Source organism: Streptomyces sp. V1I1 (genome assembly GCF_030817355.1).
GTDB lineage: Bacteria > Actinomycetota > Actinomycetes > Streptomycetales > Streptomycetaceae > Streptomyces.
Window position 1 is genome coordinate 6,582,501 of sequence record NZ_JAUSZH010000001.1, and the last position, 13,659, is coordinate 6,596,159.

Below are 13,659 nucleotides of genomic sequence, written 5' to 3' on the forward strand. Positions count from 1 at the left end.
GGCGGCCCGTACCCTAAACCGACTCAGGTGGTCAGGTAGAGAATACCGAGGCGTTCGGGTGAACTATGGTTAAGGAACTCGGCAAAATGCCCCCGTAACTTCGGGAGAAGGGGGGCCATCACCGGTGATGAGTCTTGCACTCTGAGCTGGGGGTGGCCGCAGAGACCAGCGAGAAGCGACTGTTTACTAAAAACACAGGTCCGTGCGAAGCCGTAAGGCGATGTATACGGACTGACGCCTGCCCGGTGCTGGAACGTTAAGGGGACCGGTTAGTCACATTTCGGTGTGGCGAAGCTGAGAACTTAAGCGCCAGTAAACGGCGGTGGTAACTATAACCATCCTAAGGTAGCGAAATTCCTTGTCGGGTAAGTTCCGACCTGCACGAATGGCGTAACGACTTCTCGACTGTCTCAACCATAGGCCCGGTGAAATTGCACTACGAGTAAAGATGCTCGTTTCGCGCAGCAGGACGGAAAGACCCCGGGACCTTTACTACAGTTTGATATTGGTGTTCGGTTCGGCTTGTGTAGGATAGGTGGGAGACTGTGAACTCTGGACGCCAGTTCAGGGGGAGTCGTCGTTGAAATACCACTCTGGTCGTGCTGGATGTCTAACCTGGGTCCGTGATCCGGATCAGGGACAGTGTCTGATGGGTAGTTTAACTGGGGCGGTTGCCTCCCAAAGGGTAACGGAGGCGCCCAAAGGTTCCCTCAGCCTGGTTGGCAATCAGGTGTTGAGTGTAAGTGCACAAGGGAGCTTGACTGTGAGACCGACGGGTCGAGCAGGGACGAAAGTCGGGACTAGTGATCCGGCGGTGGCTTGTGGAAGCGCCGTCGCTCAACGGATAAAAGGTACCCCGGGGATAACAGGCTGATCTTCCCCAAGAGTCCATATCGACGGGATGGTTTGGCACCTCGATGTCGGCTCGTCGCATCCTGGGGCTGGAGTCGGTCCCAAGGGTTGGGCTGTTCGCCCATTAAAGCGGTACGCGAGCTGGGTTTAGAACGTCGTGAGACAGTTCGGTCCCTATCCGCTGCGCGCGCAGGAGTCTTGAGAAGGGCTGTCCCTAGTACGAGAGGACCGGGACGGACGAACCTCTGGTGTGCCAGTTGTCCTGCCAAGGGCATGGCTGGTTGGCTACGTTCGGAAAGGATAACCGCTGAAAGCATCTAAGCGGGAAGCCTGCTTCGAGATGAGGACTCCCACCTCCTTGAGAGGGTAAGGCTCCCAGTAGACGACTGGGTTGATAGGCCAGATGTGGAAGCCGGGCAACCGGTGAAGCTGACTGGTACTAATAGGCCGAGGGCTTGTCCTCAGTTGCTCGCGTCCACTGTGTAGTTCCCGGGTTGCGAACAGTCGCACCGGTTGAACTAGTTTCACTACTTAATTGAAGAGTGTGCTTGTTCGCTAGAGCCCGATAGGGTTTCGGTGGTCATTGCGTTAGGGAAACGCCCGGTTACATTCCGAACCCGGAAGCTAAGCCTTTCAGCGCCGATGGTACTGCAGGGGGGACCCTGTGGGAGAGTAGGACGCCGCCGAACAATCTTTCAAGGACCCGTGGTCCAGCGTTCATGCTGGACCACGGGTCCTTTTTGTTTTGCTTGCTTTTCCGAAGCGCGTCCGAAGGCCGGCTGCGCGAGAATGACTGCAGTACCCGAAGACAGGAGTCACGCCGATGTCCACCAACTCTCCCGACGATCGTCCGGAGCGCGAGCCGCGTCGTAGGGACGGTGGTGAGCGGGGCGGCTTCCGCGGTGGCCGTGACGACCGGGGCCGTGACGACCGTAGTCCGCGTCGTGACAACGACCGTGGTGGGTACCGCGGTCCGCGCGACGACCGTGATCGGCGTGACGATCGGCGTGATGACCGCGGCCGTGATGACCGTTCGGGTGGGTTCCGTCGTGATGACCGCGACCGGGGCCGTGACGAGCGCGGCCGTGACGACCGTGGTCCGCGTCGGGACGATGACCGCGGTGGGCACCGCGGCGGGCAGCGTGACGACCGCGGCTCTCGCCCCACCGGCGGCGGGTACGGCTCTCGCCCCAGCAGTGGCGGTGGCGGCGGGTTCCGGCGTGATGACCGCTCCGGTGGGGGCGGTGGCGGCGGGTTCCGGCGTGATGACCGCTCCGGTGGGGGCGGTGGCTCTGGGCGTCGCGACGACCGGCCGAGCGGGCCGCGTCGTGATGACGACCGTGGTGGACGGCCCAGTGGTGGACGTCCCACTGGTGGCGGCGGCTACGGGCGCCGTGACGACCGCGGCCGTGATGACCGGCGTGACGACCGTCCGTCGTTCCGTCGGGACGACGACCGTGGTGGCTACCGCGGCGGGCAGCGTGACGACCGTGGCTCTCGCCCCAGCGGCGGCGGGTACGGCTCTCGCCCCAGCGGTGGCGGTGGCGGCGGGTTCCGGCGTGATGACCGTTCCGGCGGCGGGTACCGCGGTCCGCGCGACGACCGGCGTGACGATCGACGTGATGACCGGGGCCGTGATGACCGTTCGGGTGGGTTCCGTCGTGACGACCGCGGCCGTGATGACCGGCGTGACGACCGTCCGTCGTTCCGACGCGACGACGACCGTGGTGGCTACCGCGGCGGGCAGCGTGACGACCGTGGCTCTCGCCCCAGCAGCAGCGGCGGCGGCTACGGAGGCCGCGACGACCGCGACAGGGACCGTGGGCCGCGTCGCGATGACGACCGCGGTGGACGTCCTAGTGGTGGACGTCCCACTGGTGGACGTCCCGCTGGTGGCGGTGGCTACGGGCGCCGTGACGACAGCGACCGCGGTGGGTACCGCGGGCCGCGTGACGACCGACGCGATGACCGGCGTGACGACCGCGGTGGTCATCGCGGGTCCCGGGACGACCGTGGTGGCTACGGGCGGCGTGACGACCGTGACCGCGACCGCGGGGACCGTGAGCCGATCAAGCGGCTGCCGATTCCCGAGGACGTCACGGGCGAAGAGATCGACAAGGATGTGCGGCAGGAGTTGCAGAGCCTGCCCAAGGGCCTTGCCGAGGACGTCGCCAGGAACCTCGTCATGGTCGCCAACCTGATCGACGAGGACCCGGAGCAGGCGTACGCGTACTCCAGGATCGCGCTGCGGCTTGCCTCGCGTGTGGCTGCCGTACGCGAGGCCGCGGGCTTCGCCGCGTACGCGACGCAGAAGTACGCCGAGGCTCTGGCCGAGTTCCGGGCGGCCCGGCGGATGACCGGGAGCGTTGAGCTGTGGCCCGTCATGGCGGACTGCGAGCGTGGGCTCGGGCGGCCCGAGCGGGCGATGGCGATGGCCGGTGAGCCCGAGGTGCAGAAGCTCGACAAGGCGGGTCAGGTCGAGATGCGGCTGGTCGCGGCCGGCGCGCGCAGGGACATGGGGCAGATCGACGCAGCCATCGTGACCCTGCAGAGCCCCGAGCTGGCGTCCAGCTCCATACAGCCCTGGACCGCGCGGCTGCGTTACGCGTACGCCGATGCGCTGCTGGCGGCCGGGCGGGAGGCTGAGGCGCGTGAGTGGTTCGGCAAGGCGCTCGAAGCGGACAAGGACGGGGCGACCGACGCCTCGGACCGGCTCGCCGAGCTGGACGGTGTGGAGTTCGTCGACGCCATCGACACGGACGAAGCCATCGACAAGGGCGACACGGATGATGCGGACGACGATGACGACGCGTCCGGCGATGTCGAAGGTGACAAGTCCGAGTAGCAGTACGTAACAAGGAAGGGCGGCACCCCAAGCGGGTGCCGCCCTTTCGTATGCGTACGTCCTAGTCCAGCGCCAGGCTTCTCAGCACCAGGCCCGTCGCCGGCTTCGGGCCGAACGACGTGGACTTGCGGGGCATCGTGACACCCTCGCGGGCGAGATCCCGTACGACCTCTTCCCGTACCGGATGCATCAACACCGCCGTACCACCGCGGAGTTCGGCCTGGGTGACGACCGCCTCGGTGTCGTGGATGTATGCGATGTGATCCGGGGTGTCCGGGATCCGCCAGATGTCGTCCAGGAGCGTCGAGTGCAGGACCGTCGCGTCGAGCGTGCGCCACGCCTCGGGGCGGTCGGCGCGCACTGTGCGTGACAGCAGTTCCGGGTCCGGGCGGTCGACGAGGTGGAAGGCGCCGTCGCCCGCGAGGAGGAAGGCATTTCCCTCGGCTGCCGCGTCCGCAAGGGCCTCCAGCGCCTCCGGGAGCGGGACTTCCAGGCGCTGGACGCGGAAGGAGCCGGTCAGCGCGGCGAGTGCCTCGGAGACCGGGAGGCGGTGCAGCAGGCGGTGGATGGCGCGGACCCGCAGCGGGTAGCGGGCCGTGTCGATCAGCAGGACGAGGCCGTAGTTCCACGGGCCGTTCGAGGGGTGTTCGGCGCGCAGTCGCAGATACGTCGCCCAGCGGTGGTGGCCATCGGCGATCAGGGCCTGACGGTCGGACAGGTCGGCGTGGATCTCGGCCAGATCGGCGGGGTCCGTCACCGACCACAGGCGGTGGCTGAAGCCGTCCTCCGTGGTGGTGGCCAGCAGCGCGGGCCGCAGGACGGTGCGTTCGATGACGGCGGTCGCGCCGCTCCCGTTGCCCATGCTGCGGTAGGTGAGGAGCAGTGGTTCAAGGTTGGCGGCGGTGGTACGCATCAGGGCCGCGCGGTCCGCGACGATGTCCGGCATCACGTCCTCGTGGGGGAGGACGACGCCTTCGGACGGTTCGGACAGGGCGAGCGCGCCGATGACGCCGCGCTGCAGGATGTCGCCCCGGCGCTGCTCGTACACATACAGCGCCGGCTCGGGGTCCGCGGCCAGGATGCCGTCGGCCAGCCAGCGGGTGAGGGTTTCGGCGGCCTGCTTGTGCCGGGCCTGCGCGGTCGTCGCCTGCGGGAGGATCAGCCGGACGATGTTGTGCGGGTCCGCCGACTCCAGGTGGAGCAGTCCGTCGGGCCTGACGACGACGTCGTACGGCGGCGAGGTCACGGCGGCGAGGCTGCCCACCCGCTCGGGGACATAGCGCAGTCCGCGGAACGGGATCAGGTGCAGACCGTCGTTGGCCGCGGGACCTTCGTTGTTCATTTGTGCATCGTATGTGGGTGCGCGGATAAGCGATGATCGGGGGGAGCGGCACCGAGTGAGGAGCGGAAGCGAATGAGCCAGCAGAGCAGGAACCGGCCGAGCGGCAGCGCGACGGCGCTGAGCGAGGCTTACGACACGGCACTGCTCGACCTGGACGGCGTGGTGTACGCGGGCGGTGAGGCGATCGCGTACGCCGTGGAATCGCTGCTGACGGCGCGGGAGCGGGGAATGCACCTCGCCTATGTGACGAACAACGCGCTGCGGCCGCCCGAGGCCGTGGCCGCGCACATCACCGAGCTTGGTGTACCGACCGATGCGTCGGACATCATCACCTCGGCGCAGGCGGTCGCCCGGTTGATCTCCGAGCAGGTGCCGGCCGGGTCCCGCGTGCTGGTGATCGGCGGCGATGGACTACGGGTCGCGCTGCGTGAACGGGGCCTTGAGCCGGTCGAGTCGGCGGACGACGATCCGGCGGCGGTGGTGCAGGGGTACGGCGGTCCTGATCTGGCGTGGGGGCGGTTCGCGGAGGCGTGTTACGCGATCGCCCGGGGTGTGCCGTGGTTCGCGTCCAACACCGACCTGACGATTCCCAGCGCGCGAGGGATCGCGCCCGGCAACGGTGCGGCCGTCGAGGTCGTACGGATCGCGACGGGCGCGGAGCCGCAGGTGGCGGGGAAGCCGCTGCCGCCGATGCACAAGGAGACGATCCTGCGGACGGGCGCGCGCAAGCCGCTGGTGGTCGGGGACCGGCTGGACACGGACATCGAGGGGGCGTTCAACGGGGGCGTGGACTCGCTGCTCGTACTGACCGGGGTGACCGACGGCGCGCAGCTGCTGGCCGCGCCGCCACAGCACCGGCCGACCTATGTGGACGCCGATCTGCGCGGGATGCTGACCGGGCAGCCCGAAGTGGCCGAGGCGGACGGCGGGTTCACGTGCGGCGGGTGGACCGCGTACGTACGAGACGAGGAGCCGGCACTCGACGGCGAGGGTGAGCCGCTGGACGGGCTGCGGGCGCTGTGCGCGGCGGTGTGGACGCAGGCCGGGGACGGTGTGTGCACGCTGGACGCGGGCAAGGCGTTGTCCCGGCTGGGGCTGTAGGCCGCGTCAGGAGGAGCTTGATCGGTGGGAGGGTAGGCTAACCTAACCTCGTGTTGGTCGACAGTCCCCCCAAACAGAGCGCGGAGCCGATATCCCTAGCTGTGTCCCGGAACCGCCACGCGGTGCGCGCCACCGGGCTGCTGGTGTCCATCGGCCTCCTGCTGCTGGTCTGTGTCGCGAGCATCGCCGTCGGTGCCAAGTCGATTCCGCTCTCCGACGTGTGGCACGGCCTGTTCCACAACGCGGGTGCCGGCAATGACGTGATCGTCCACGATGTGCGCGTGCCGCGGACCCTGCTCGGTCTGATCGTCGGCGCGGCTCTCGGCCTCGCGGGCGCCGTGATGCAGGCGCTGACGCGCAACCCGCTGGCGGAACCCGGACTGCTCGGCGTGAACGCGGGAGCGTCGGCTGCCGTCGTCTCCGCAATCAGCTTTCTCGGCGTCACATCGCTCACCGGCTATGTGTGGTTCGCGTTCCTCGGCGCGGCCGCAGTCTCCGTTCTCGTGTACGTCCTCGGCGGCAGCCGCGGCGCGACTCCGGTACGGCTCGCGCTCGCCGGGACCGCGGCCACCGCCGCGCTCTACGGCTACATCAACGCCGTACAGCTGCTGGACGCCGCCGCCCTCGAACGGCTGCGGTTCTGGACGGTCGGCTCGCTGGCCTCGGCCGACATGGCGACCATCGGCAAGGTCGCACCGTTCATCGGCGTCGGCGTGGTGCTCGCGCTGCTGCTCGCGCGGCCGCTCAACGCCATGGAGATGGGCGACGACACCGCCCGCGCGCTCGGCGCGCATCTGAACCGTACGCGCGCACTCGCGATGCTCACCGTCACGCTGCTGTGCGGGGCGGCCACCGCAGCCTGCGGGCCGATCGTCTTCATCGGCCTGATGATCCCGCACCTCGTGCGCACCATCACCGGACCCGACATGCGGTGGATCCTGCCGTACGCAACCGTCCTGTCGCCCGTCCTGCTGCTCGGCGCCGACGTTCTCGGCCGGGTCGTCACCCGCCCTTCCGAGCTGCAGGTCGGCGTCGTCACCGCGCTGATCGGCGGGCCCGTCTTCATCCATCTCGTACGCCGCAAGAGGATGGCCCAGCTGTGAACGCGAAGACCGTGAAGGCGATACGCACCCCCGGCGGGCTCTCCGTACGGGTCGATCCGAGGATGGCAGCCGTCGTCCTGCTCCTTACCGCGGCCGTCGCGGCCGCCGGAGTCGTACTGATCGGCAGCGGCGACTTCCCGATCTCGCCCGGCGAGGTCATCGCCACGCTCCTCGGGAACGGTACTCCGGCGCAGGAGTTCATCGTCCAGGACCTGCGGCTGCCGCGGGCGCTCGTCGGACTGCTCGTCGGCGCCTCGCTCGCCCTCAGCGGCGCGATCTTCCAGTCCATCTCCCGCAATCCGCTGGGCAGTCCGGATGTGATCGGCTTCGGGCAGGGCGCGACCGTCGGCGCGCTGAGCGTGATCGTGATCTTCGACGCAGGGGCGGTCGCGGTGGCGGGGGGCGCGGTCGTCGGCGGAGTGTTGACCGGCGTCGCGGTCTACCTGCTGGCGTGGAAGCGCGGCGTGCACGGCTACCGGCTGGTCCTCGTCGGCATCGGCATCGCCGCCATGCTCACCGCCGCCAACCACTATCTGCTGACCAAGGCCAGCCTGGTCGACGCCACCCAGGCCACGCTGTGGATGACCGGCTCGCTCGACGGCCGCGACTGGGCCGAGTTCTGGCCGCTGCTCGGGATGTGCGCCGTCCTGGTCCCGCTGGTGTTCATGTACGGGCGGCCCCTGCGGATGCTGGAGATGGGCGACGACGCGGCGTACGCACTGGGCGTGCCGGTCGAGCGCACCCGCGTGGTGCTGATGGGCTCGGGCGTTGTGCTCATCGCGGTCGCCACCGCCGCCGCCGGGCCGATCGCCTTCGTCGCGCTGAGCGCACCCCAGCTCGCCCGTCGGCTGACCCGCTCGCCGGGGCCGAACCTCGCCGCGGCCGCGGTGATGGGCGCCGCGCTGCTGCTGGTCGCCGACTGGGTGGCCACCACCGCCTTCGGCGAGCGCCAGCTGCCGGTCGGTGTGGTGACCGGAGTGCTCGGCGGTTGCTATCTGCTCTGGCTGCTGGTCACCGAACGCAAGGCGGGACGCATATGAACCCCGTGAACCCCCGATCCAGGAGTACGACCCCTATGCAGCGCCTCACCGCGGAATCGGTCACCCTCGGCTACGACCGGCGCGTCATCGCAGAGAACCTCTCGGTGGAGATCCCCGACAACTCCTTCACGGTGATCGTCGGCCCCAACGCCTGCGGAAAATCGACTCTGCTGCGCGCCCTGTCCCGGATGCTCAAGCCGACCCAGGGCCGGGTACTGCTCGACGGGCAGGTCATCCACTCGCTGCCCGCGAAGAAGGTCGCCAAGACGCTCGGCCTACTGCCGCAGTCGTCGATCGCGCCGGACGGGATCACGGTCGCCGACCTGGTCGCGCGCGGCCGCTATCCGCACCAGGGACTCCTGCGCCAGTGGTCGCCCGAGGACGAGCGGATTGTCGAGGAGTCGATGGCCGCGACCGGAGTCGGCGAACTGTCAGAGCGCTATGTCGATGAATTGTCCGGCGGGCAGCGGCAGCGCGTATGGATCGCGATGGCGCTGGCCCAGCAGACCCCGCTGCTCCTGCTCGACGAGCCCACGACGTTCCTCGACATCCAGCACCAGCTCGAAGTGCTCGACCTGTGCGCGGAGCTGCACGAGACGCAGGGGCGGACACTCGTCGCCGTACTGCACGACCTCAACCAGGCCGCCCGTTACGCGACGCACCTCGTCGCCCTGCGCGACGGGCAGGTCGTCGCCGAGGGCGCGCCCGCGGATGTGGTCACCGCCGAGCTGGTGGAGCAGGTCTTCGGGGTGAAGAGCCAGGTCATCGACGACCCCGAGTCCGGGACGCCGCTGGTGGTGCCGGCGGCCCGGAGGCGTGCCGCTACAGCAGTGTCCTGAGGCGCAGCAGATCGCGGAAGCCGGCCTCGAGCCTGACCCGGCCCGATGCCCAGGCCTTCGCGAAGTTCAGGTCGCCGTTGACCATCGCCACCAGGTCGTCCCCATTCATCGCCAGGCGGATTTCCGCCCTGTCGCGCGGCGGGCCCGGGAAAGTGTCGGCCACCGCGATCCGGCCGTCTTCCAGACGGCCGGTGAAGGTGATGTCCAGATCCTTGATGTGGCAGCTGAGGGATCGGTCGAGCGCGGCCGCGCCACGCACGTCGCCGTCCGCCTGTGCCAGGTTGTCCGAGAGTTTGTCGAGTGCGGTGCGGCACTCTTCCGTTGTCGCCATCGTGATCGACCGTACCTCAGGGCTTCGCGATAGCGTCTGGGCATGAGCGACTCGATGCCGGGCCCGGAGATCCACGAGCAGGGGATCCAGGAGGCGCAACAGAGCCCCGAGCCCGGGTACCCCGAGGCCGTGAGCCCCGCGCCCATGAGCCCTGCGCCTGCGGCGGCCGCCGCCCAGGCGTACGAACCCGCCGCGCCCGCGCCCCTCCGCGTGCAGCGCGTACCCACCGGCGACGCCGGCGTGGACGCCCAGCTCGAGCGACTGGCCGACGCCGACCACCTTCCGGCGGACGGACACCTCGAGGTGTACGAGGATGTACACAGGGGGCTGCGCGACGCGCTGACCGCGCTCGACGCACGCCCCCAGCCGTCACCCTCGTACAACCACAGGAGCTGAACCGAACGTGGCAGGAGTGGCCCGCCGCCGCCTCGACGCCGAGCTGGTACGCCGCAACCTCGCACGCTCGCGGGAGCACGCGAGCCAGCTGATCGCCGCGGGGCGGGTGACCATCGGCGGCAACACCGCGACGAAGTCCGCCACTCAGGTCGAGACCAGCGCGGCCATCGTCGTCGCCGCGGACGACGGCGACCCCGACTACGTCTCGCGCGGCGGCCACAAGCTCGCCGGCGCGCTGGAGGCATTCGTACCGCTCGGTCTGAAGGTCGAGGGACGGCGGGCGCTGGACGCGGGCGCGTCGACCGGCGGATTCACGGATGTACTGCTGCGGGCGGGCGCCGGTCATGTGGTCGCGGTCGACGTCGGATACGGACAACTCGCCTGGTCTCTGCAGAGCGATGAACGCGTCACCGTCAAGGACCGTACGAATGTACGCGAGTTGACGCTGGAGGCGATCGATGGAGAGCCGGTGGACGTGGTGGTCGGGGATCTTTCCTTCATCCCGCTCGCCCTGGTGCTGCCCGCCCTGGTGCGCTGCGCGGCTCCCGACGCGGACCTGGTGCTGATGGTCAAGCCGCAGTTCGAGGTGGGCAAGGAGCGGCTCGGCAGCGGCGGGGTCGTACGCAGTCCCGAGCTGCGGGCGGACGCGGTGCGGGCCGTGGCGCGCAAGGCGGCGGAGCTCGGACTCGGTGTGCTGGGCGTCACCGCCAGTCCGCTACCGGGCCCCTCCGGCAATGTCGAGTATTTTCTGTGGCTCCGGGCCGGAGCGCCCGAGCTCGATCCGGCGGATGTCGACCGTGCAGTGGCGGAGGGACCTCGTTGACAACGAAACCAGCAGCGACACCAGCGCGCACCGTTTTCCTGCTCGCACACACCGGGCGGCCCGCGGCGATCCGCAGTGCCGAACTCGTCGTACAGGGACTGCTGCGCTGCGGTCTGGGCGTACGCGTCCTTGAAGCCGAGGCGGTCGATCTGCCGCTGCCGCCGTCCGTCGAGACGGTCCGCGAGGCGACCCCCGACGTACTCGAGGGCTGCGAGCTGCTGGTCGTGCTCGGCGGGGACGGGACGCTGCTGCGCGGCGCCGAGTTCGCCCGAGCCTCCGGGGTGCCGATGCTCGGCGTCAACCTCGGGCGCGTCGGCTTCCTCGCGGAGGCCGAGCGCGACGACCTCGACAAGGTCGTCGACCGGGTCGTCACGCGCGCCTACGAGGTCGAGGAGCGCATGACCATCGATGTCATCGTGCACAGCAACGGCGACATCGTGCACCGGGACTGGGCGCTGAACGAGGCGGCCGTGCAGAAGGTCTCGCCCGACCGGATGCTGGAGGTCGTGCTCGAGATCGACGGGCGGCCGGTGACCGCCTTCGGCTGCGACGGCATCGTGTGCGCGACGCCGACCGGCTCTACGGCGTACGCCTTCTCGGCCGGCGGGCCGGTGGTGTGGCCGGAGGTGGAGGCGCTGCTGATGGTGCCGATCAGCGCGCACGCCCTGTTCGCCAAGCCGCTGGTGACCTCGCCGACCTCGGTGCTCGCGGTGGAGGTGCAGCCGCACACTCCGCACGGGGTGCTGTGGTGCGACGGGCGCAGGACCGTCGAACTGCCGCCGGGGGCACGGGTGGTGGTGCGGCGAGGGGCCGTTCCCGTACGTCTCGCACGGCTGCACCACGCGTCGTTCACCGACCGTCTGGTGGCCAAGTTCGCGCTGCCGGTCTCGGGTTGGCGCGGCGCACCGAGCTGAGCGTTGCGCCGTGGTGAGGGGGCTGGGGCCATCCCCGCGTGTGTGGGGAGCAAAGTATCCGGAGCTCGGCCAAAACGGAGGCAACCGGACCATCCCCGCGCGGGCGGGGAGCCGTACGGTCAACGAGCCGCGCACCGAAGAGTGACTCCCCGCCCGGTGCCTCCCCGGCACCGGTTTCCCCGCATACCGTGCAGGGAGCCGGGGCGACGTCGCATCGGATGGGGGAAACCTCGTATGGTCAGGTCCGTGTTGGAGGAGATGCGGATACGGTCGCTCGGAGTCATCGACGACGCTGTCGTCGAGCTGTCGCCCGGTTTCACCGCGGTGACCGGCGAGACGGGCGCGGGCAAGACCATGGTCGTCACCAGCCTGGGGCTGCTGCTCGGCGGACGCGCCGACCCCGCCCTGGTGCGGATCGGCGCGAAGTCGGCGGTGGTGGAGGGGCGGATCAGTGTGCCCGCCGACGGCCCCGCGGCCGTACGGGCCGAGGAGGCCGGCGCCGAACTCGACGACGGCACCCTGCTGATCAGCAGGACTGTCTCCGCGGAGGGGCGCTCACGGGCCCACCTCGGCGGGCGGTCCGTGCCGGTCGGCATGCTGTCCGAGCTGGCCGACGAGCTCGTTGCCGTCCACGGCCAGACCGACCAGCAGGGACTGCTGCGGCCCGCGCGGCAGCGGGAGGCGCTCGACCGGTACGCGGGCGGCGCGGTCACCGGGCCGCAAGCCAAGTACGCGGCCGCGTACCGGCGGCTGCGCGCCGTATCCACCGAGCTGGACGAGCTGACCACGCGCGCCCGCGAGCGCGCCCAGGAAGCCGATCTGCTGCGCTTCGGGCTGAACGAGATCGCGGGCGTCGAGCCGCGGGCGGGCGAGGACGTCGAACTCGCCGCCGAGGCCGAGCGGCTGGGCCACGCGGAGGCGCTCGCGTCCGCCGCGTCCGTCGCGCACGCTGCGCTCGCGGGCAACCCCGAGGACCCGGAGGGCGTCGACGCGACGACGCTCGTCGCGGGCGCGGGGCGGGCGCTCGACGCCGTACGCTCTCACGACCCGGCGCTGGCCGCGCTCGCCGACCGGATGGGCGAGATCTCCATCCTGCTCGGCGATGTGGCGGGAGAGCTCGCCGGGTACGCCGACAATCTGGACGCCGATCCGCTGCGGCTGGCTGCGGTGGAGGAACGGCGGGCGGCCCTGACACAGCTGACGCGCAAGTACGGCGAGACCGGTGAAGGTATCGACAAGGTCCTGGCCTGGTCCGAGGAGAGCGCCGAGCGCCTCACCGAGCTGGACGGCGACGACGAGCGGATCGATGAGCTGACGGCGGAGCGGGACGCGCTGCGGGGTGAACTGTCGGGTCTGGCCCAGGCGTTGACCGACGCCCGTACGGAGGCGGCGGCGCGGTTCGCCGACGCCGTCACCGCGGAACTGGCCTCGCTCGCCATGCCGCACGCGCGCGTGTCGTTCGACATCCGCCAGACCGAGTCCGTCGACGAGGCCTCCGGTGTGGAGGTCGGCGGCCGCCCGGTGGCGTACGGCCCGTCCGGCGTCGACGAGGTCGAGCTGCTGCTGGCCCCGCACCCCGGTGCGCCGCCTCGGCCGATCGCCAAGGGGGCATCCGGCGGTGAGCTCTCGCGCGTGATGCTCGCGGTCGAGGTCGTCTTCGCGGGGACCGACCCGGTGCCCACCTACCTCTTCGACGAGGTCGACGCGGGCGTGGGCGGCAAGGCGGCGGTCGAGATCGGCCGGCGGCTCGCGAAGCTCGCGAAGTCGGCGCAGGTGGTGGTCGTGACGCACCTGCCCCAGGTGGCGGCGTTCGCCGACCGTCAGCTGCTGGTCGAGAAGACCAACGACGGCTCGGTGACGCGAAGCGGCGTCACGGTTCTGGAGGGCGAGGACAGGGTGCGCGAGCTGTCGCGGATGCTGGCGGGCCAGGAGGACTCCCAGACGGCGCGGGCGCACGCGGAGGAACTGCTGGCGACGGCCCGGTCGGACGGGTAGCCCTGCGGACGGGGAGCCCTGCCGACGGATAGCCGGGGCGGACGGTGAGGCTGGGGCGGACGGTGAGGCTGGGGCCGG

At 69.9% G+C, this 13,659-nt stretch carries 12 protein-coding genes and 2 rRNA genes (1 of these 14 cut by a window edge); 12 read left to right on the forward strand and 2 right to left on the reverse strand.

The genetic code is table 11. The annotated features are described in order from the left end of the window. The 4 genes from QFZ67_RS30820 to QFZ67_RS30835 form a co-directional block, all read left to right on the forward strand. A 23S ribosomal RNA gene (locus QFZ67_RS30820) occupies positions 1 to 1,315 on the forward strand; it begins 1,808 nt to the left of the window's first position. A 109-nt stretch (positions 1,316 to 1,424) separates the two neighbouring features. Next, positions 1,425 to 1,541: ribosomal RNA gene (gene rrf, locus QFZ67_RS30825) — 5S ribosomal RNA — on the forward strand. Positions 1,542 to 1,796: 255 nt separating this feature from the next. Further along, complete coding sequence (locus QFZ67_RS30830; protein WP_307664329.1) at positions 1,797 to 3,053, forward strand: hypothetical protein; 1,257 nt, start codon at positions 1,797 to 1,799, stop codon at positions 3,051 to 3,053. Next, positions 3,038 to 3,697, forward strand: a complete 660-nt coding sequence (locus tag QFZ67_RS30835) for a tetratricopeptide repeat protein (protein ID WP_307664330.1) — start codon at positions 3,038 to 3,040, stop codon at positions 3,695 to 3,697. Before QFZ67_RS30830 ends, QFZ67_RS30835 begins: the two co-directional genes overlap by 16 nt. A gap of 61 nt (positions 3,698 to 3,758) precedes the next feature. On the opposite strand, the gene QFZ67_RS30840 is transcribed toward QFZ67_RS30835, so the two are convergent. Beyond that, positions 3,759 to 5,039: a DUF1015 domain-containing protein gene (locus QFZ67_RS30840; protein WP_307664331.1), complete on the reverse strand. Its 1,281-nt coding sequence runs from the start codon at positions 5,037 to 5,039 to the stop codon at positions 3,759 to 3,761. A 72-nt stretch (positions 5,040 to 5,111) separates the two neighbouring features. Between QFZ67_RS30840 and QFZ67_RS30845 the strand changes: the two genes are divergently transcribed. The 4 genes from QFZ67_RS30845 (at position 5,112) to QFZ67_RS30860 (ending at position 9,122) form a co-directional block, all read left to right on the forward strand. Beyond that, entirely contained in the window at positions 5,112 to 6,140 is a 1,029-nt protein-coding gene (locus tag QFZ67_RS30845) for an HAD-IIA family hydrolase (RefSeq protein WP_307664332.1), read from the forward strand. Positions 6,141 to 6,241: 101 nt separating this feature from the next. Then, positions 6,242 to 7,243 carry an iron ABC transporter permease gene (locus tag QFZ67_RS30850; protein WP_307664333.1) on the forward strand — a complete coding sequence of 334 codons (1,002 nt, stop codon included), beginning with the start codon at positions 6,242 to 6,244 and terminating at the stop codon, positions 7,241 to 7,243. 62 nt (positions 7,244 to 7,305) lie between these two features. Beyond that, complete coding sequence (locus QFZ67_RS30855; protein WP_307666027.1) at positions 7,306 to 8,283, forward strand: iron chelate uptake ABC transporter family permease subunit; 978 nt, start codon at positions 7,306 to 7,308, stop codon at positions 8,281 to 8,283. Between the two features lie 35 nt (positions 8,284 to 8,318). Next, entirely contained in the window at positions 8,319 to 9,122 is an 804-nt protein-coding gene (locus tag QFZ67_RS30860) for an ABC transporter ATP-binding protein (RefSeq protein WP_307664334.1), read from the forward strand. Here the strand turns inward: QFZ67_RS30860 and QFZ67_RS30865 are convergent. Next, on the reverse strand, positions 9,106 to 9,453 hold the full coding sequence (locus QFZ67_RS30865) for an SCP2 sterol-binding domain-containing protein (RefSeq protein WP_307664335.1): 348 nt from the start codon (positions 9,451 to 9,453) through the stop codon (positions 9,106 to 9,108). The genes QFZ67_RS30860 and QFZ67_RS30865 overlap by 17 nt on opposite strands. 42 nt (positions 9,454 to 9,495) lie before the next feature. Here QFZ67_RS30865 and QFZ67_RS30870 point away from each other — a divergent pair, with 42 nt between their 5' ends. The 4 genes from QFZ67_RS30870 to recN all read left to right on the forward strand — a co-directional run bounded on the left by QFZ67_RS30870 (position 9,496) and on the right by recN (position 13,581). After that, positions 9,496 to 9,849, forward strand: a complete 354-nt coding sequence (locus QFZ67_RS30870; RefSeq protein WP_373430147.1) for a hypothetical protein — start codon at positions 9,496 to 9,498, stop codon at positions 9,847 to 9,849. A 7-nt stretch (positions 9,850 to 9,856) separates the two neighbouring features. Then, on the forward strand, positions 9,857 to 10,672 hold the full coding sequence (locus QFZ67_RS30875; RefSeq protein WP_307664336.1) for a TlyA family RNA methyltransferase: 816 nt from the start codon (positions 9,857 to 9,859) through the stop codon (positions 10,670 to 10,672). Next, the gene (locus tag QFZ67_RS30880) at positions 10,669 to 11,586 is read left to right on the forward strand and encodes an NAD kinase (protein ID WP_307664337.1); all 918 of its coding nucleotides are present in this window, start codon (positions 10,669 to 10,671) and stop codon (positions 11,584 to 11,586) included. Before QFZ67_RS30875 ends, QFZ67_RS30880 begins: the two co-directional genes overlap by 4 nt. 234 nt (positions 11,587 to 11,820) lie before the next feature. Beyond that, a complete protein-coding gene (gene recN / locus QFZ67_RS30885) occupies positions 11,821 to 13,581 on the forward strand; it encodes a DNA repair protein RecN (RefSeq protein WP_307664338.1) in 1,761 nt (586 codons plus the stop codon). The last annotated feature ends 78 nt before the right edge of the window (positions 13,582 to 13,659 follow it).